A 17,536-nucleotide genomic window follows, 5' to 3' on the forward strand; every position below is an offset into this window, starting at 1 on the left:
CTTTAAAATATTTACAATCAGGAGTGCCATAATGTTTACAAAAATAATCATACTCATTGCCTTGCTGCCTATGTCATTGTCATTGATGGCAACAGAAGTTGTAGGAAAAATTCAATCTATATCTGTACAGGCAAAAGTTATTCAATTGATCAACCCTAAAAGCAAAGCGGTCACCGTCATTAAATTTAACGACCAAACAAAACTTGAGAGTGCAGAATCTTTTGAGGAGTTGACCGTTAATACAAAAATAAAAGCAACAGTTGATAGCGATATGTACGCTAATTACATTAAACGAATATTGGTTAAACTTCCCGAGCAACAAATTATTGGTACTGAGCAACTGGCTGAGATGATTGAAGCGGGTGAAAAAGTATTTATCGGCGATGCCCGGCCAGTAGAGCAATATAATATTGGACACCTGCCTAATGCTGTTGCAACACCTGCCAATGAATTGGCTGACCATATAACTTGGTTACCCGAGGATAAAAACACCCTATTAGTTTTTTATTGTGGTGGTGTGACTTGTCCGTTAAGTCCCCAAGCGTTAAAAATTGCACAAAAAAATGGCTATTCGAATGTTAAAGCCTATGTAGAAGGGTTTCCGGCTTGGAAAGAAGAAGTTTACCCGGCTTACGTTAATCCCACATGGCTAGCAAAAAATATTGATATTAACCATGTCATTATTGATGTTAGAGCTAAGCCTAGTTCGCATATCAAAGGTGCGGTGCACCTTCCGACCGAGCAGCTAGTTGCAATGCATCAAAAATGGAACAAACAGAAGTTACCCACCAAAAAACGGACTATTTTTGCCTTACGCGATAGGAAAGCCCCCATCACCATAGTGGCTGACAGCGGTCAAAATGAAGAGGCAATCGAAGCATATGAAATATTAACCTTTTGGAATTTCAAGAATGTGGCGATATTAAAGGGAGGAATGAGTGACTGGTATAAACAAAAGCGGCCGATTGCCAATACCCCCATTGGCACAGAACTTCACTATGTTAAGAAACTGGTCAAAGGTGCAATTGATGAAACTGAGTTTGTTGCTGCTGTAAAATTTAATGACGCGACCATTATAGATGTTAGATTTACTGAGGAGTTTGCACGTGAGCACATCAAAAATGCCATTAATATACCGCTTGAAACGCTTGATAAAAATTTAGCCATGATTCCAAAAACTGGCTTAGTTATTGTCCATTGTGGGGCTGGCGCTAGAGCATCCATAGCCTATACCGCATTGATTAGTAAAGGTTATAAGAATATAAAATTCTTAAATGATTCTTTTGAAGAGATAGCCAATGAGAACGGGATTATATTAGTTTAAGAAATGTTGCTCGCTAATGAATAGCGCCGTTAGAGCGCTATTCATTTTATATAAAGCGTCATTATCACCAGTATGATAATGCCATTACTGTTTGTATTTATTCGATTATGTCTAATTATTATCACCTAGTTTCGTATTACTGGAGCAAACCTTTTTGACGAAATAGAATATGTCACGTTCAGAGGGCGTGAAAATCTGTATCAGGGTGATTTATCAAATATCTGGCTATTACGATAGAATGCAACGCTGTTATCTATTATTTCGCCAATTTTGCATTTTGTTGGCTAACGGGTATAGTTACATTGAATTGTATAATGCTATTCACTCTTCTTTTTAAATCAGTTTATCTTTTGCTTACTGATTTCTCGTTTATAAATCAAAGGAGTCAAAATGCAATCTGTCATCGAGGTGGGGGCGTTAGAATCATTTATTATAGCCATTTCAGTACTATTTATTGGTCGGTTTGTTAATGTTTCTATTCCCCAACTTGCCCGTTTTAATCTTCCCGAGCCTATTTTAGGCGGTTTAGTGATTGCGTCAGTGATCACGCTATTACATCAGCAAGGCATCACCGTTAATTTTGAGTTGCCACTGCAATCTGTGCTGATGCTGCTGTTTTTTAGTAGTGTTGGCCTAGCGGCTAACTTTAAATTGCTGCTGCAGGGGGGCGCTAAAGTTGCCTTCTTTTTACTGGTCGCAACGCTCTATATCATTATTCAAAATGGTGTTGGAGTTGCTATGGCCAATGTATTAGGGTTAGATCCTTTACTTGGTTTAATTGCGGGATCAATTACGCTTTCCGGTGGCCATGGTACGGGCGCCGCTTGGGCACAAACCTTCAGTGAAGACTATGGCGTGCAAACACTGGAATTTGCGATGGCAGCCGCCACCTTTGGTTTAGTGATGGGGGGATTAATCGGCGGCCCTGTTGCTCAAAAATTAATTGATGGAAAAAAACTGCAATCAACCTTTGGTAAAGGAACCCACCATCATGACACTCATCCTGAGTTAGTGACTTATAATGATTTAGAAGAAGATCAAGTTAGCTCTAAAAAAATAAAGGAAACATTGTTTATTTTATTATTTTGCGTAGCAGGCGCGAAATATGGGAAAGAGTTTGTTGATAGTTTTGATATTAGTTATTTGAAAATCCCTGATTTTGTTTATGCTCTGTTTATTGGGGTTGTGATTACCAATATTACCGATACGACTAAAATATATAAGATTAATGCAGAGACGGTGGATATTCTTGGTACGGTCTCGCTATCACTATTTTTATCGATGGCGTTGATGAGTTTGCGTCTTTGGGAAATATTTGAACTCGCCTTACCATTGTTATTCATATTGGTGGTGCAAACGGTAGTTATTGTTCTTTTTGCCTATTTTGTGACCTTTAACTTTATGGGCAAAAGTTACGATGCTGCTGTGATGTCTGGCGGGCATTGTGGTTTTGGGATGGGGGCTACACCCACCGCTGTGATGAATATGGGCAGCATTGTTTCACGTAATGGTCCCTCTCCACAGGCCTTTGTCGTTGTGCCCATTATTGGCGCTTTTTTTATTGATATAACGAACTTAATTGTCATTCAAGGTTACTTAACCTTTATCGGCTGATTTTTGTGTTTACTTGGTAACAGGTATACAATAGCGCAAAATAGTTAAGGAGTTTGGTAATCATGTTTAACCCCAAAAAATTAGAAGAGATCGCTAAGCAAGTCAGTGACTCAATGCCTGCTGGCGTAAAAAGCTTTGGTGAAGAGATTGATCGTAAAGTTAAACAGGTACTACAGGCGCAGTTGGGTAAACTCGATATGGTTAGCCGCGATGAGTTTGAAGTGCAAACGCATGTATTATTACGTACCCGTGAAAAATTAGCGGAGCTAGAAAATAAATTAGCAGCATTTGAAGCAAAAATTGCAAATTCTGAAGCCAATAAAGACGAGTGAGAAAGTAAACATAATGAAAGAAGAATATTTAAAAAGAGCGGAAATGTTTGTTGAACAAGTGACGCAACAGGAAGTGTTGTTTGGTTTGTTTGATGAAAATGAAGGGTGGGCAAATTGCCATGCGCATGATAACCGTGATGCATCTGCAGTTTATCTCTTCTGGTCTGAACCTTCTCTCGCTGAAAAATTGCAAAATGAAGAGTGGGCCAATTACAAAATTCAGCCTATTACGCTCACCGTGTTTTTAGAATCTTGGTTGGATGGCATGCAAAAACAGCAAGTATTTGCAGGCGTTAACTGGGATGAAAATCTTTATGGATTGGAAATTGAAGCGATGGTGCTTAAAAATTCAATCATTGAAAAATTAAATGAAGCAGAAATCGCACCAGAAAAGACGCTACATTAATGGTTATCTCGCTGTCATGCCCAATCTTTGATAGATTGGGCATGACAGTAAGCTAATTACTCTTCTGGGTAAGTTCCCCAACCATCATAATCAATATTAAAAGATTGCGCTAAAATAAGTAATTTTTCGACATCCTCCATAATCGCTTCTTCATCGAGATTCATCTCTACAATCACATCAAAACTTAAGATAATAGAGCCATCTTCAAGTTCTAACTCTTCTGGGTCAGTGACTTCATAACCTTTCTTAAAGCAGACAATAGCAGCTTTTTCTAACACGTCGAAATCACTACAGGAGAGATGGTGCTCAATCATATAAACAGCATCAGGATTGCTGCCATCCTCAAGAATAGCTTCAACAATCTCTTCTGTTTCAACTCGAAACTCTTCGAGTAACTCTTTTAAATCTGGCGTGTTATCCATTATTCATTCCTATTAATCACAACAGTTACGGTTGTTATCTGGGCGTTTTACTTCATTATTTAGTTGTTCATATTTCTCTAACATAATGGCGTGGCAGTCGTTCATTAGACGACGAATTTCACGCGTTTTATATTGTGATATATCAATTGGCTCTAGCATCTCAACGATCACTTCGCCATTATCCCAGCGATTTAGGTTAACTTGATTATGGGTATCAGAAATCACGGTTGGTACGATATTAACCCCCGCTTGTAATGCCGTATGAAATGCCCCCATTTTAAAGGGCATTAAACCGCGTCCACGACTGCGAGTCCCTTCTGGGAATATCCATACGGATAAGTTTTTTTCACGCATACGCGCAGCAACTTGGTTAATGGTATTTCGTGATTTATCTTTATTATCACGGTCAATAAGAATGTTACCCGTTAACCAGTAAATAATGCCGAAAAAGGGGACCCATACAAGGCTTTTTTTACCAATGGTCACTGAGTTGGGTAGGACTGCTGCGGTTGTTGTCACCATGTCGTAGTTATTCTGATGATTAGCCAAATAAACCACAGAGCCATTATCTTTAGCATTTTTGGGCATGCGTAGAATTACTTTTAATCCCACTAAACGTGACATTTTGCTAAAAAGTTGAGCGAAGTGATAGGTATTTTTCGGATTGCGAGGGCTGAGCAAGCAATAAAAAATAGCGTATACACTCATCAATAATACGGCGCTAATAATTAATATAAAACGAATAATAAATAACATGGTTGTTTAGTTCTCTTCTTCAAATATAACGTCTATTTTGTCTACCCGTTGTAAACCGCGGGGAAGTTTATTACCACGTCTACCTCGTTCCCCCTGGTAATGTGCTAAGTCGCTTGGCTTTAGGGTTAACTTGCGTTTTCCTGCGTGTAGGGTCACTGAGCTTGATTGTGGAATAATCTTGATCATAGTAACAAACTCTTCGCGTTTAGTCGCTTTTGCATTGCTGATATTAATCATTTTATTGCCTTTACCTTTGCTAAGGGTTGGCAAGCTAGTGACGGGGAATATCAACATGCGTCCTTCATTGCTAATATTTAAGCAAAGATCGGTTTCACTATCACTGAGCTTTTCTGGTGCTAGCAAGAGCGCATTTTCGGTCAAATTGATCATCGCTTTACCATTTTTATTACGGCTATTAATATCGCTAAATTTGACGATAAATCCGTAACCGTGGTCGCTGCTCATGATATAACGATCGTCATCATCACCAAGGATGGTGGCAACAAAGGGGACATTACTATTTTGATTAAAACGGCCCGTTAGTGGTTCACCCTGGGAACGTGCCGATGCTAAGGAGTGCGCATCTAATGAGTAGGCGCGACCACTGGCATCTATAAACACGCAACTTTGATTGCTCTTTCCTTGCGCGCTGGTTAAATATTCATCTCCCGATTTATAACTTAGCGCCTGTGCGTCGATATCATGCCCTTTAGCTGCACGAACCCAACCTTGGCTTGATAATACCACGGTGATCGGCTCACTCGGCATGAGCTCTTTTTCTGTTAAGGCTTTCGCTTCGATACGTTCCACGATAGGTGAACGTCGATCGTCGCCATATTTTTTCGCATCGGCGATAAGCTCTTTTTTAACTAAAGTTTTTAAGCGGCGATCAGAACTGAGTAGCTGTTCTAATTTATTACGCTCTGCTGATAATTCATCCATTTCGCCGCGAATTTGAATCTCTTCAAGTTTGGCAAGTTGGCGCAGTTTTATCTCTAAAATGGCATGCGCCTGTATTTCTGATAGCGCAAAGCGCGACATTAATTCCGCTTTGGCATCATCATAGGTACGGATAATTTCGATCACTTCATCAATGTTGAGGTAGGCGATTAATAAACCTTCGAGAATATGTAGACGCGCTAGAATTTTATCGAGTCGAAACTGTAGGCGACGGCGCACCGTGATAAAGCGGTATTCTAACCACTCTGTTAGTATTGTTAGCAACCCTTTTACTTGTGGGCGCATGTCTAAACCAAGCATATTAAGGTTAACTTTATGGTTAACTTCGAGCTCAGTAGAGGCAAAAAGATGATGCATTAATGCTTCAATATCAATTCGATTAGAGCGAGGAATGATCACTAAACGCGTTGGGTTTTCGTGATCCGATTCATCGCGTAGGTCGGCTACCATCGGCAATTTTTTATCTTGCATCTGTTTGGCAATATCTTTAAGTATTTTGCCACCAGAAACGCGGTGCGGTAAGGCTGTGATAATAATTTCGCCGTTCTCAACTAGATATACTGCGCGACTCTTAAAGCTGCCACGCCCGCTTTCATATATTTTTTTTATTTCATTACGCGGTGTGATTATTTCCGCTTCAGTTGGGTAATCAGGTCCTTGAATAAACCCGATAATCTCGTTGAGATCCGCTTTGGGATTATCGATCAAATGGATACAGGCATCGGCCACTTCTCGCGCATTGTGTGGAGGAATATCGGTCGCCATGCCGACGGCAATACCGGTTATGCCGTTGAGTAAAATATGCGGTAATCTTGCGGGTAGTAATTTGGGCTCCTTCATGGTGCCATCGAAATTGGGTTTCCAATCCGTTGTACCTTGACCTATTTCAGAAAGTAGCACTTCTGAAAAGGGCGATAGACGCGATTCCGTATAACGCATTGCAGCAAAGGATTTGGGGTCGTCTGGTGCCCCCCAGTTACCTTGCCCGTCAATTAACGGGTAGCGGTAGGAGAATGGCTGTGCCATTAACACCATTGCTTCATAACAGGCGCTATCACCGTGAGGGTGGTATTTACCTAATACATCACCGACGGTACGGGCTGACTTTTTATATTTTGCCAATGCCGATAAACCCAACTCGGACATTGCATAAATAATGCGTCGTTGTACGGGTTTTAAACCATCGCTAATATGGGGAAGGGCGCGATCCATGATCACGTACATGGCGTAGTTTAGATAGGCTTCTTCAGTAAATTTAGCTAGTGGCGCTTGTTCAATACCTTCCAAGCTTAAATCTAGTACGTCGCTCATGTTATTTGACCCTGCTATTCTGATTTTACAAAAGAGATGAGTATAACGTAATTAGCTGTTACTAAAAATAATTGCTGATAATTTAGCGCCGATTTGTGAGGAAATATGCAAGAAAAAATGCACAACGATTGAGCTGTGCATTTTTTAACTGAAATGTGCAGAAATTATAACTGAGCAAAGACCTTTTTAGCTGCGATCAGTGTATTTTCAATATCTTGGTCGGTATGTGCTAAAGATAAAAATCCAGCTTCAAATGCCGATGGGGCTAAATAAATCCCTTCAGCTAACATAAGATGGAAAAACTGCTTAAATTTTTCTACATCGCAATGACATGCCTGTGAAAAGTTCGTTATCTCTTTTTCGGCAGTAAAGAAAATACCAAACATACCGCCGACATAGTTAACCGCTAGAGGGACATTTTCTTCAGCAGCAACACGCGCAATACCTAACGCTAATGTTTTTGTTTTTTCTGCTAGTTGTGCATATTCGGAGTTTTCTAACGCGGTTAGTGCCGCAAGCCCTGCATGCATGGCGATTGGGTTACCAGATAACGTCCCTGCTTGATATACGGGCCCAGTTGGGGCGATGTGCTGCATCACTTTTTTACATCCGCCAAATGCGCCAACGGGCATGCCACCACCAATTACTTTACCAAGCGTTGTTAAATCTGGTTTTATCCCATAATAGGCCTGCGCTCCACCTAGTGCGACGCGAAATCCGGTCATCACTTCATCGAAAATAAGTAAACTTTCATGGTCATCACAAATTTGTCGTAACCCTTGTAGGAATCCCTCAATGGGCGGAATACAGTTCATATTACCAGCCACAGGCTCAACAATAATACAGGCAATTTGCCCTTTATATTCATCAAATAAACGTTGTACCGAGTCAAGGTCATTGAAGGTAGCCGTTAGTGTATGTTGTGCGAAGTCGGCTGGTATACCCGGTGAACTTGGTTGACCTAAGGTCAATGCGCCTGAGCCTGCTTTAACTAACAAGGAGTCTGCATGGCCATGGTAACAACCTTCAAACTTTAAAATTTTATCACGTCCAGTATAACCTCGGGCTAGGCGTATCGCGCTCATCGTAGCTTCAGTACCAGAACTAACCATACGTAATTGCTGCATTGAAGGCATGAGGCTTTGCACTTTTTCTGCCATGATGATTTCTATTTCAGTAGGTGCACCAAAGCTAAGACCATTTTCAGCTGCTGTTACTACTGCATTTTTTATAGCAGGGTGGTTATGCCCTAAAATCATCGGTCCCCATGAACCGACATAATCGATATAGGCTTTTTTATCTACATCGTAAATATATGCGGCGTCGGCTTTTTCTATAAATAGTGGACCGCCACCGACACCATTAAATGCACGAACAGGAGAGTTAACACCACCGGGAATGATATTTTGTGCGCGTTGAAAAAGTTGTTCAGAAGCTGTCATGAAAATCCTATGTAATTACTGAAAATAATGAACGTTAATATAGCAGAGTCTGCGCGATGATATAAATTGCTTATTGATAATTATCTATTATATGTAGAGATTACGTTACATTAAGTTATATATTTTATATAATTACGATTTTTTTTATCTGTGATTGATTCGTTTGCTACCTTAAATTCGTTCTCAACTAGTTGTTTTATCCTATGAATATGAAGAGTTTCACAACCGTGCGCTATTATTTAAGCATTTTTATTGAACGTTTTTTCACGCGAAAAAGTAGTGCGTTGTTGATTTGGCTATCCGTGATTATTGGGACGTTAGCAGGTGTGATCACCGCTATGTTTGAGCATGGCATTGTTTGGGTAAGTGAGCAGCGTTTAACGTTGATTCATCATTACAGTGATACAGATATCCCACTATGGGTGATTGCTATTCCTATCTCATCGCTAATGGCTGGCGTTGCTTTTTACCTGACCCATAAATTTGCCCCTGAAGCCGGTGGTAGTGGTATCCCTGAAATAGAAGGGGCGATGGAAGATATGCGCCCCGTTCGCTGGAAACGTGTGCTTCCTGTTAAGTTTTTTGGTGGATTGTTAACCCTAGGCAGTGGCATGGTACTAGGTAGGGAAGGACCCTCTGTACAAATTGGTGCTAATGTCGGACGTATGATTTCAGATCTATTTAAGGTCAATAAAGTTGATGGTCAAGCCTTGCTCGCCGCAGGTGCTGCAGCGGGGTTAGCAGCAGCATTTAATGCCCCTCTTGCGGGTATTATGTTTGTTATTGAAGAGATGCGTTCACAATTTAACTACAGTTTAACATCGACTAAAAGTGTCTTTATGAGCGCAGTAATGGCGACCATCGTAATGCGTTCATTGTCTAGTCAGCATGCTGTCGTTGATATTACCCATTATGGTCACCCTGATTTAATGTCGCTACCTCTGTATTTAGTATTAGGCTTTTGTTTCGGAGCGATAGGCGTACTATTTAATAAAATGGTAATAAATACAATGGACATGTATTTAGCTATCCATAATAATCAACGCTGGCGATTTGTTGCCATTGGTTTATTTCTTGGCGCTGTTTTTGGTGCTCTATCGATTATTGAACCTGAGTTTGCCTCAAGCGGCATGGCGTTGATCCCTGAAATTGAAGGTGGGCATTATTTTGCTGGTGCATTAATGGTTATCTTTGCTGTGCGTATCATTACCACCTTGCTCTGTTTTAGTTCCGGTGCACCCGGTGGCGTTTTTGCGCCAATATTAGCCATCGGAACGCTATTTGGTATGCTATTTGGCCTAGGTTGCCATGAGTTATTTCCGGAGACGGTAACGCACGCAGGTACATTTGCCATTGCCGGTATGGGGGGCTTATTTGCCGCAACCGTTCGCGCCCCTATTACGGGTATTTTATTGGTCATTGAAATGACCAGTAATTACTCGATGATTTTACCCCTAATCGTCACGTGCTTGGGGGCGACTATGGTTGCTCAATCGCTAGGTGGGCGACCAATTTATACACAATTATTGGAACGTACAATGAAGCTTTCTATGCGTAATAAACGACAGGAAACTATCCGTAAAGCGATGTTCCGCACTTTAAATAAAGATAAAGAAAACCTATAAATCGAACAGCACAAGGGTAGTTAATGCAGCGTTTAAGAAAACATGCCATAAAATGGATCACCGTCTCTTTAATTTGTCTATTATTGGGCTTTTTGTTGGGTAAGTTTAAACAGGATATTTTACTCGATTCATTGCAATTGCAGGAAATGGAGTTAGACCAGCTCAAAGATGAAAAAATGGTGTTATCTAAGCAGGCTGCTGCTTATCAGGCACAATTGATGATTGATGAGAAGATCATTGCGCACTTGACGCATGAAAATAAAAAACTGCATGAGAATATGGATGTAGCTGCGAATAAACTGTACTTTTATGAACGAGTGATCGCGCCTGAATTAGAAGAAAAGGGAATCAAAGTATTTTCTTTCACGGTGACAAAAAATGAAGATGCTGATCATGAATGGGAGTATGAACTAGTTTTGATGCAAGCAGAAAAAGATCGTCATTTAATAACGGGAACGTTTGATTTGCTTTTTTCTGTCTTTGATGAAGGCGAAATTACAAATATGGCGTTAAGTGAGCTCAATACGTTTGCCGATAGTGAGCAATTATCATTTAAGTTTAAGTATTTCCAGACTTTAAAAGGTAGCTTTGAATTACCTAAAAATATCACGGTTGATGAAGTGACGTTACAAGTTGATGTCAATAAGAGTCGTCGCTATAAAAGGCAAACACTAGAGCAAAATTATGAGTGGAATAGTTTGACTCATCAGGATGATGGAGACTTGCCGGAGTATGGTCTTGAAGATTTGACTCGTCTTGCTATAACAGGGGAAATGGAGAGTATTTAACCTATTAGTCAATTTATAGAGTTAAGCTGGACCAATATCGCGGTATTACTTGATTTAATTTGTCGGGTATTTGATAATGCGCTAGAAATTCATACTTAGTTAGTTTCTGGTGAATAGTTTATATTTTTAGGGGTTCTAATGACATCCGAAGTCGAAATAGCGTTGCCGATATATTTTAGTGATAATGCGGCAAAAAAAGTAAAAGTGCTTATTGAAGAAGAGCAAAATCCAGCTTTAAAATTACGGGTGTACGTCACTGGTGGTGGCTGTTCAGGATTTCAGTATGGCTTTACCTTTGATGAAAAAGTTAATGAAGGTGATACCTTAATAGAAAATAGTGGCGTTACATTAGTGGTTGATTCCATGAGTTTGCAATACTTAGTTGGTGGCACCGTTGATTTTGTCGATGGTTTAGAAGGATCTCGTTTTTTAGTTAACAACCCTAATGCGACGGCAACCTGTGGCTGTGGCTCCTCATTTTCCGTCTAGGTAAATCGCGCATTTAACTTTCATTACAGTATAAAGAGACTTTTATACTGTAATGAAATCAAAGCGTTATGATGTGTTAGGCATGTTTTCTATTGATGTAGTAACCTTTGCAACTCATTTAACGAGTTAACTTGATAATGAGGCACAATATCAATGGGGGCATGATGCCCTTTAATATTCAACCAACAGGTATCAATACCTGCATTTAATCCACCTAAAATATCGGAGTGGGGATTATCACCTACCATTAAAACATGATGTTTTTCAGGTTCTCCTATTGCGGCAAGTGTGTGTGAAAAAATCCCTACATGCGGTTTGGCAACACCCACTTCTTCAGAGATTGTTAACGTTGAAAAATACTCTGCAAAACCGGTTCGCTGCAGGCGAATTGCTTGCAGATCGGTGAAACCATTGGTAATGATGCCCATTTTTACTTTTCCAAGTAAAGAGTCGAGCAGCTCTTTTGCACCTTCTAAAGGGGTGCAAATATCTGCCATCGCGCGTAAAAACTCTTTGTTTAAGTAGGTGGTGGTAACTGCTAACTTTTCCGCCCAATCTTTAAAACGGGTATGTTTTAGTTGTTCTGCTGTGATTTTACCATCTTGATAATCAACCCATAATGGTTTGTTGGTCTTTTCGTAGCGATCATAATCTTGCTCTGTGAAATCAACGCCATGACGGGAAAACATAAGCTGTAAGCCCTTTAATGCATCAAAATGAAATAATGTCTCATCGGCATCAAATAATATCCATTGATATTTCATTATTCAGGCACTACGCGTGTTTTGTTACCCTGTGAATTAATTTGTACACGTTGACCCACTTGAAAAATCATATTGGGATCGGCTTCTTGCACCACCGCAATGGTATTACCACTATCAAGGGTTATTGTAATATTTACGCCATTGCGTTTTGTGATTGCCTGTGTGGCTTCGTTACCAGCAACTCCACCAGCCACCGCACCGCCAACAGCTGCAATACTCGATCCCGTTCACCGCCGATGGTTGAACCAATAAGTCCACCCACAACAGCTCCCGCTAAGGTGCCCACCGTACTGCCTTCCCCTTCAATATTAACGGGCTCTACTTTTTTAATTACACCATAACTTACATTTTGTACCTTTTGAGCGTCACCAACGGCGTAAGTATCGCCATAGGGATTCGGGGCACAACCAAAGGAAAGTGCGATAAATATCATGCTTAAACTAAGGGGTAAATTTTTCATAATGACCTTCATTTTATTTACGTTAACTAATCTATTAAATTACTTATTTGCTAATGCCGATTGAACTTGTCGTAATTTTTCTTTTAATTTACGACTGTTTTCAGGCCCCATTCGTATCATTAATTTTTGTGCCGCGGGCAAGTTTTCTAATTTTTCATCTGCAAATTTATACATCACAGAAGGATAAATCAAGGCGATCGGTTCTTCAATAATGGGGGCTGCGAGTAAAATATCAATGGCATCGGATAGGGCGTTTTTGAATGTTTGCTGCGGGTGACCAACTTCACCATAAACTTGTTCAAGCAATGGACTTAATAAATGGTATTGTGTGACAACAGCATCAGTATCAAGGTGACTCATCAAGGTGATATAACTATCGTAACGGCGATAACTTTGCGGGTTTAGATATAGCTTTCCGTCGTCTTCAATAACTGTAAATTTATCACTAGGTTTGTTAACCGGGCTGAACTTATGCAGCAATTCACCTTGTGATAAGTTGCTAATAAACACAACGATATTGTTAATAATATCTTGTTTAGCAAAGAGCTTACTTTGTTCTGTCGTTGCTAATAATTGTTCAATAATATTGAGAGTAAAGGGATCTGATTCCTCAATTGTGGGTAATGGAGGTTGCTCTACATCTTCTATATCGGGGGCTATTTGATTAGTTAGATCATCGGATTGTTCATCACTGGGTTTTATCGGCTCCTCGACAGGAGCGACTGTATCGGTTTCAATAACAATGGGCTGAGTGGGCGTTATATTTTCTATAGGCGTAGTCGGGGTACTCGGGCTGTTTTTATCAAAAAAATACATTCCAGCAGCAATAAGGACGAGGACGAGGATAATCGCTTGGATAATGGTTAAAACAATTATAGCTGTGCTTTTTTTGTTTTTATATAAAGAGTCAGAATTTTCTCGCATGATATTTCCTGTATTACTTATTAATTTTAGTTATCAATTAGTTAATCATATACCTGTTAACAACGAAAAGAAATTGCTCAGTGCTCGCTTTGCAAGGGATCCACTGGTAGCCTTAACTGCCATCGAGATGGTTTCAGTGATCTACTTTACTAAACAATATATTTTAACACTAGCCTATTTGTTATAGTGCATCGTTCTATTGACTAATATGTTGCAATGCTTTGGATAAAAAATGAAAAAAGATAAAAATAATCTGTCAGCAAAGTTATCCATGCGCCGTATCCTTGTATTGGCTTTGTTAGCCCTTACTTCTGCCATTATTTGCCACTTTGTTATCGATCTAGATCGCACTATTAGCGCCACTTTTAATGGTAAAAAATGGGCAGTTCCTGCAACGGTATATGCACGTCCATTGGAGTTGTATGAGGGGGCAAAGGTTTCCAAAGCGGATCTGAAATCTGAGTTGGAGATGCTTGGGTATGAATTTGTTAAACAGGTGAAAACAGTTGGGCAGGCCAAAATAGAGCGCCACAAAATCACTATTTATATACCCGAATTTCAGTTTGTTGATGAATTGTCGCCCGCTCGAAAAATAGTCTTAGCATTTAATAATGGACTTATTTCATCTTTACAGAGTAGTGATGATGCCGTCATTGTACGTTTAAATCCACTTTTGATTGGCGGAATTTACCCCTCTCATAATGAAGATCGTCTGTTAGTTAAGTTGGATGAAATGCCATTACCGTTACAAACTATGTTAGTGGCTGTCGAAGATAGTGATTTTTATGATCACATGGGTATTTCATTGCGTGGCATAGCAAGGGCAATGCTGGTCAATATTAAGGAAAGAGGGATATCACAGGGAGCTTCCACTTTAACTCAGCAACTAGTTAAAAATTATTATTTAAGTTCAGAGCGTAGCTTCTCTCGTAAATTGCAGGAAGCTGTGATGGCTTTACTTTTGGAGATGCATTTTGCTAAAGAGGATATTTTAGAAGCTTATATTAATGAAATATATCTTGGCCAAGATGGTCCGCGTGCCATTCATGGTTTTGGCTTAGCAAGTCAATATTATTTTAAGAGATCACTTGCAAACCTCTCTCTTGATCAACAAGCATTATTGGTCGCAATAGTAAAAGGTCCTAGCTTTTACAATCCTTGGCGTCATCCTGAACGCGCACTCGAACGGCGAAATTTGGTATTAGATATTGCCGTTCGAGAAAATAAGTTATCAGCAAGTTTAGCTGAATATGCTAAAAAACAGCCGCTTGGTATGGGCGTCAAGGTTAATGCCGACCATAAACGTTATCCGGCTTATTTAGATTTAGTTCGTCGTCAATTGCAACGAGATTATAAGTTAGAAGAGCTTAACTCAACGGGCTTGACTATTTTTACCCATTTTGATCCTTTAATACAAAACAGTGCGGAAACCAGTTTAAGCGCTGCTATTGCTAAATATAATGGCAATGATAGTAGCGACCAGTTACAAGGTGCGGTAGTTGTGACGCATCCAAACACAGGTGCAGTCGTCGCTATTGTTGGCGGTAAAGATGCCCGTTATGCAGGATTTAATCGTGCCATAGATGCCCGTCGACAGGTGGGATCTTTACTTAAACCTGCTGTATATTTAACTGCCCTTGAACAACCGCAAAACTATAATTTAGCAACATTAATAAGTGATCAAGCATATACGCAGACCTTAGATAATGGGGAGTTATGGTCACCACAAAATTATGATAAAAACAGTCATGGTGACGTCATGTTTTATCGGGCATTATCGCTTTCCTATAATCAAGCCACGGCACGCTTAGGTAATATAGTTGGTATTGATAAAATAGTAGAGACGATAGCGCGACTTGGTAGTGAGCAACGGTTGCCTGCTGTACCATCACTAACCTTAGGATCGGTTGCAATGACCCCGATGGATATGGCTCAAATTTATCAAACCATTGCCAGTGAGGGATTTTATACCTCTTTGATAGCTATTCAAGCAGTGATGGAACCTTCTGGTAAGGTGATCAAAAGCTACCCATTAGAGATACAGAAGCGCTTTAGTGATGTCGCCATTTATCAACTGCGTTATGCTTTACAAGCGGTTACGCAGGAGGGTACGGCTAAAGCATTGCAACATTTATTGCCGCAATTTCCAGTAGCGGGTAAAACGGGAACAAGTAATGACCTGCGAGATAGTTGGTTTGCTGGTTTTTCTGGTGATATGGTTGCTGTTGTTTGGATTGGACGAGATGACAATGCAAATACGGGATTAACGGGGGCAACGGGGGCCTTATCTGTTTGGGCTAATATTTTTGCACAGCGTTCGCAACTTGCTATTCAAAATATTCCTCCGCAAAATATCAGCATGGCTTGGGTGGACAGTCTGACAGGGGAAGCCGTAGAGGATGATTGTCCTAACGCAATGACAATGCCATTTGTCAAAGATTATTTACCAAAAGAAGTGCGTCGTTGTCGTGATAGTGCTGATAAAATACTGGATTGGTTTCGTCAATTAGTCGAGTGATCGGGGGATTATTTTGAAATTTTTTAAGTTTTTTCTGTTTGTTATTAGCGCTCTTTTAGCTGCTTGTTCAAGCAAACCCGTTCTTGAACCGCAAACTTCGGCTCCCATTGAGGTGGTTGAGCCTAGTTTAGAGGGGCAAAGAGAGTCTAATAAAAATAAGCTAGAGCCAAAAGAGCCGCCACCCGTCGTTGATAAAGCAGTCGCTGCACCTGCGGCGGTCATTGCCTTATTAAAGAGAGCCGATAAACAGCTGATGGCAGGTGAACTTGCTGCAACAGAAGCAACTATTCAGCGCGCTATCCGTATTGCCCCCCGATTCCCTGAAAGCTATTATCGTTTGGCATTACTACGTTATCAGCAAAAAAAATACAAGCAAGCGCGTGCTCTGTCCGAAAAGTGTCTTAGTTTGGGAGCACAGGGAGAACTATATAAACAGGCGAACGAATTAATAGAGCGCATTGCTGGATAGTCTATTAACTGACGGATTAGCGGTTGTTAATTCAAATCGAAATTCTGTTACTTTTTTTACTTAAATGAGTGGTAAATATCCAATTTTTTCTTGGGTTGTACTTGTTTGTCGTTAAGAGTGAAGTAGGTGAATTTTTCCTACTCCATTTATGACAGAGTGCTATCAAGCTTTAGCCATTTAGCATTTTTTGATATAAAAAGTCTTTTAAAATAGATCGTTCATGTTTTAACTGCAACATATTATCGTCACTAACAGGAGAGTTTCTGAGTTCAAGTTTTCTTATTTGGCCATCTAAGAGGTGGTATTGTTTTGCTTTTTCTGAAAAGCTTTGATCATTTTCAGTTAATGTTCGAATGGTCTCTTCATACTCTGGAAAATCGCTTAGTAGCGCGTGGTTTTCACCTAACATAGTTACTATCCTTATGTAATCAATTTCAGATTAAAACGTGGTTGTATTATTTAACTTACAAAAAATTTCATTCAATAAAGTATGTTATTAAGGAAATTTGTATAAATTATAAGCAGGTTGCATTAATTGTCATAATTCACCGTACTATTTTTTATAAAAACGCCCATGACACCTCGTTTTTGTTACTGATTTTACTATTTAGATTGCTATCCTCTATGAGTATACTAATACCACACACTAACCATAAGGTAGCTGCTTGTGTTTCAAGTTTATCATTCTAATCGATTGGATTTATTAAAGGATCTGCTCGTTGCGTTGATGCAGCAGGCACCATTGCAAGACCCCTTGGGCAATGAAACAATTTTGGTGCAAAGCCCTGGAATGGCGCAGTGGTTACAGCTGCAAATTGCGCAAAAAATGGGGATTGCCGCTAATTTCGATTTTCCACTGCCAGCAAGTTTTATCTGGCAGCAGTTTAAAGCCGTGTTGCCCGAAGTTCCAGAACAGTCCCTTTAATAAAATG

The 17,536-nt window shown here is 40.0% G+C and carries 18 protein-coding genes; 10 read left to right on the top strand and 8 right to left on the bottom strand.

The genetic code is table 11. The features are described from left to right. Positions 1 to 31: 31 nt before the first annotated feature. The 4 genes from AB2N10_RS03685 to AB2N10_RS03700 all read left to right on the top strand — a co-directional run bounded on the left by AB2N10_RS03685 (position 32) and on the right by AB2N10_RS03700 (position 3,676). Positions 32 to 1,324 carry a rhodanese-like domain-containing protein gene (locus AB2N10_RS03685; protein ID WP_369434336.1) on the top strand — a complete coding sequence of 431 codons (1,293 nt, stop codon included), beginning with the start codon at positions 32 to 34 and terminating at the stop codon, positions 1,322 to 1,324. Positions 1,325 to 1,714: 390 nt separating this feature from the next. Beyond that, on the top strand, positions 1,715 to 2,938 hold the full coding sequence (gltS, locus tag AB2N10_RS03690; RefSeq protein WP_354625497.1) for a sodium/glutamate symporter: 1,224 nt from the start codon (positions 1,715 to 1,717) through the stop codon (positions 2,936 to 2,938). Positions 2,939 to 3,000: 62 nt separating this feature from the next. Continuing rightward, positions 3,001 to 3,270 carry an accessory factor UbiK family protein gene (locus AB2N10_RS03695; RefSeq protein WP_354625498.1) on the top strand — a complete coding sequence of 90 codons (270 nt, stop codon included), beginning with the start codon at positions 3,001 to 3,003 and terminating at the stop codon, positions 3,268 to 3,270. 13 nt (positions 3,271 to 3,283) lie between these two features. Then, positions 3,284 to 3,676, top strand: a complete 393-nt coding sequence (locus tag AB2N10_RS03700) for a DUF2750 domain-containing protein (RefSeq protein ID WP_354625499.1) — start codon at positions 3,284 to 3,286, stop codon at positions 3,674 to 3,676. Between the two features lie 56 nt (positions 3,677 to 3,732). Here AB2N10_RS03700 and rraB read toward each other — a convergent pair whose 3' ends face one another. The 4 genes from rraB to hemL form a co-directional block, all read right to left on the bottom strand. Beyond that, positions 3,733 to 4,098: a ribonuclease E inhibitor RraB gene (gene rraB, locus AB2N10_RS03705; RefSeq protein ID WP_354625500.1), complete on the bottom strand. Its 366-nt coding sequence runs from the start codon at positions 4,096 to 4,098 to the stop codon at positions 3,733 to 3,735. Between the two features lie 12 nt (positions 4,099 to 4,110). Further along, on the bottom strand, positions 4,111 to 4,854 hold the full coding sequence (locus AB2N10_RS03710) for a 1-acylglycerol-3-phosphate O-acyltransferase (RefSeq protein WP_354625501.1): 744 nt from the start codon (positions 4,852 to 4,854) through the stop codon (positions 4,111 to 4,113). A 6-nt stretch (positions 4,855 to 4,860) separates the two neighbouring features. Then, positions 4,861 to 7,125 carry a DNA topoisomerase IV subunit A gene (gene parC, locus AB2N10_RS03715; RefSeq protein WP_354625502.1) on the bottom strand — a complete coding sequence of 755 codons (2,265 nt, stop codon included), beginning with the start codon at positions 7,123 to 7,125 and terminating at the stop codon, positions 4,861 to 4,863. 164 nt (positions 7,126 to 7,289) lie between these two features. Then, entirely contained in the window at positions 7,290 to 8,567 is a 1,278-nt protein-coding gene (gene hemL, locus AB2N10_RS03720; protein ID WP_354625503.1) for a glutamate-1-semialdehyde 2,1-aminomutase, read from the bottom strand. Positions 8,568 to 8,770: 203 nt separating this feature from the next. On the opposite strand from hemL, the gene clcA reads away from it, so the two are divergent. The 3 genes from clcA to erpA all read left to right on the top strand — a co-directional run bounded on the left by clcA (position 8,771) and on the right by erpA (position 11,469). Continuing rightward, positions 8,771 to 10,192, top strand: a complete 1,422-nt coding sequence (clcA, locus tag AB2N10_RS03725; RefSeq protein WP_369434337.1) for a H(+)/Cl(-) exchange transporter ClcA — start codon at positions 8,771 to 8,773, stop codon at positions 10,190 to 10,192. Between the two features lie 23 nt (positions 10,193 to 10,215). Continuing rightward, on the top strand, positions 10,216 to 10,980 hold the full coding sequence (locus AB2N10_RS03730; protein WP_354625505.1) for a DUF6776 family protein: 765 nt from the start codon (positions 10,216 to 10,218) through the stop codon (positions 10,978 to 10,980). A 138-nt stretch (positions 10,981 to 11,118) separates the two neighbouring features. Further along, positions 11,119 to 11,469 (top strand): iron-sulfur cluster insertion protein ErpA, encoded by a 351-nt coding sequence (gene erpA / locus AB2N10_RS03735; protein ID WP_354625506.1) that lies wholly within the window; start codon positions 11,119 to 11,121, stop codon positions 11,467 to 11,469. An 89-nt stretch (positions 11,470 to 11,558) separates the two neighbouring features. On the opposite strand, the gene yjjG is transcribed toward erpA, so the two are convergent. The 3 genes from yjjG to AB2N10_RS03750 form a co-directional block, all read right to left on the bottom strand. Further along, entirely contained in the window at positions 11,559 to 12,233 is a 675-nt protein-coding gene (yjjG, locus tag AB2N10_RS03740; RefSeq protein WP_354625507.1) for a pyrimidine 5'-nucleotidase, read from the bottom strand. Between the two features lie 133 nt (positions 12,234 to 12,366). Beyond that, complete coding sequence (locus AB2N10_RS03745) at positions 12,367 to 12,693, bottom strand: glycine zipper 2TM domain-containing protein (RefSeq protein WP_369434338.1); 327 nt, start codon at positions 12,691 to 12,693, stop codon at positions 12,367 to 12,369. Between the two features lie 39 nt (positions 12,694 to 12,732). Then, positions 12,733 to 13,617: a DUF3014 domain-containing protein gene (locus AB2N10_RS03750; protein ID WP_354625509.1), complete on the bottom strand. Its 885-nt coding sequence runs from the start codon at positions 13,615 to 13,617 to the stop codon at positions 12,733 to 12,735. A 232-nt stretch (positions 13,618 to 13,849) separates the two neighbouring features. Between AB2N10_RS03750 and mrcB the strand changes: the two genes are divergently transcribed. Together mrcB and AB2N10_RS03760 are read left to right on the top strand one after the other, a co-directional pair. Then, positions 13,850 to 16,135 carry a penicillin-binding protein 1B gene (mrcB, locus tag AB2N10_RS03755; protein ID WP_354625510.1) on the top strand — a complete coding sequence of 762 codons (2,286 nt, stop codon included), beginning with the start codon at positions 13,850 to 13,852 and terminating at the stop codon, positions 16,133 to 16,135. A gap of 13 nt (positions 16,136 to 16,148) precedes the next feature. Next, on the top strand, positions 16,149 to 16,604 hold the full coding sequence (locus AB2N10_RS03760) for a hypothetical protein (RefSeq protein ID WP_354625511.1): 456 nt from the start codon (positions 16,149 to 16,151) through the stop codon (positions 16,602 to 16,604). A gap of 169 nt (positions 16,605 to 16,773) precedes the next feature. On the opposite strand, the gene AB2N10_RS03765 is transcribed toward AB2N10_RS03760, so the two are convergent. Next, a complete protein-coding gene (locus tag AB2N10_RS03765; RefSeq protein WP_354625512.1) occupies positions 16,774 to 17,013 on the bottom strand; it encodes a YdcH family protein in 240 nt (79 codons plus the stop codon). Positions 17,014 to 17,271: 258 nt separating this feature from the next. Between AB2N10_RS03765 and AB2N10_RS03770 the strand changes: the two genes are divergently transcribed. After that, positions 17,272 to 17,529: an exodeoxyribonuclease V subunit gamma gene (locus AB2N10_RS03770; protein WP_369434339.1), complete on the top strand. Its 258-nt coding sequence runs from the start codon at positions 17,272 to 17,274 to the stop codon at positions 17,527 to 17,529. Positions 17,530 to 17,536: the final 7 nt, after the last annotated feature.

The organism is Psychromonas sp. MME1, assembly GCF_041080865.1.
GTDB lineage: Bacteria > Pseudomonadota > Gammaproteobacteria > Enterobacterales > Psychromonadaceae > Psychromonas.

Excerpts from the sequence above, each read along its gene's own strand:
- AB2N10_RS03685 (WP_369434336.1), top strand. The coding sequence starts at position 32 with ATGTTTACAAAAATAATCATACTCATTGCCTTGCTGCCTATGTCATTG.
- gltS (WP_354625497.1), top strand. The coding sequence starts at position 1,715 with ATGCAATCTGTCATCGAGGTGGGGGCGTTAGAATCATTTATTATAGCC.
- AB2N10_RS03695 (WP_354625498.1), top strand. The coding sequence starts at position 3,001 with ATGTTTAACCCCAAAAAATTAGAAGAGATCGCTAAGCAAGTCAGTGAC.
- AB2N10_RS03700 (WP_354625499.1), top strand. The coding sequence starts at position 3,284 with ATGAAAGAAGAATATTTAAAAAGAGCGGAAATGTTTGTTGAACAAGTG.
- rraB (WP_354625500.1), bottom strand. The coding sequence starts at position 4,098 with ATGGATAACACGCCAGATTTAAAAGAGTTACTCGAAGAGTTTCGAGTT.
- AB2N10_RS03710 (WP_354625501.1), bottom strand. The coding sequence starts at position 4,854 with ATGTTATTTATTATTCGTTTTATATTAATTATTAGCGCCGTATTATTG.
- parC (WP_354625502.1), bottom strand. The coding sequence starts at position 7,125 with ATGAGCGACGTACTAGATTTAAGCTTGGAAGGTATTGAACAAGCGCCA.
- hemL (WP_354625503.1), bottom strand. The coding sequence starts at position 8,567 with ATGACAGCTTCTGAACAACTTTTTCAACGCGCACAAAATATCATTCCC.
- clcA (WP_369434337.1), top strand. The coding sequence starts at position 8,771 with ATGAATATGAAGAGTTTCACAACCGTGCGCTATTATTTAAGCATTTTT.
- AB2N10_RS03730 (WP_354625505.1), top strand. The coding sequence starts at position 10,216 with ATGCAGCGTTTAAGAAAACATGCCATAAAATGGATCACCGTCTCTTTA.
- erpA (WP_354625506.1), top strand. The coding sequence starts at position 11,119 with ATGACATCCGAAGTCGAAATAGCGTTGCCGATATATTTTAGTGATAAT.
- yjjG (WP_354625507.1), bottom strand. The coding sequence starts at position 12,233 with ATGAAATATCAATGGATATTATTTGATGCCGATGAGACATTATTTCAT.
- AB2N10_RS03745 (WP_369434338.1), bottom strand. The coding sequence starts at position 12,693 with ATGAAAAATTTACCCCTTAGTTTAAGCATGATATTTATCGCACTTTCC.
- AB2N10_RS03750 (WP_354625509.1), bottom strand. The coding sequence starts at position 13,617 with ATGCGAGAAAATTCTGACTCTTTATATAAAAACAAAAAAAGCACAGCT.
- mrcB (WP_354625510.1), top strand. The coding sequence starts at position 13,850 with ATGAAAAAAGATAAAAATAATCTGTCAGCAAAGTTATCCATGCGCCGT.
- AB2N10_RS03765 (WP_354625512.1), bottom strand. The coding sequence starts at position 17,013 with ATGTTAGGTGAAAACCACGCGCTACTAAGCGATTTTCCAGAGTATGAA.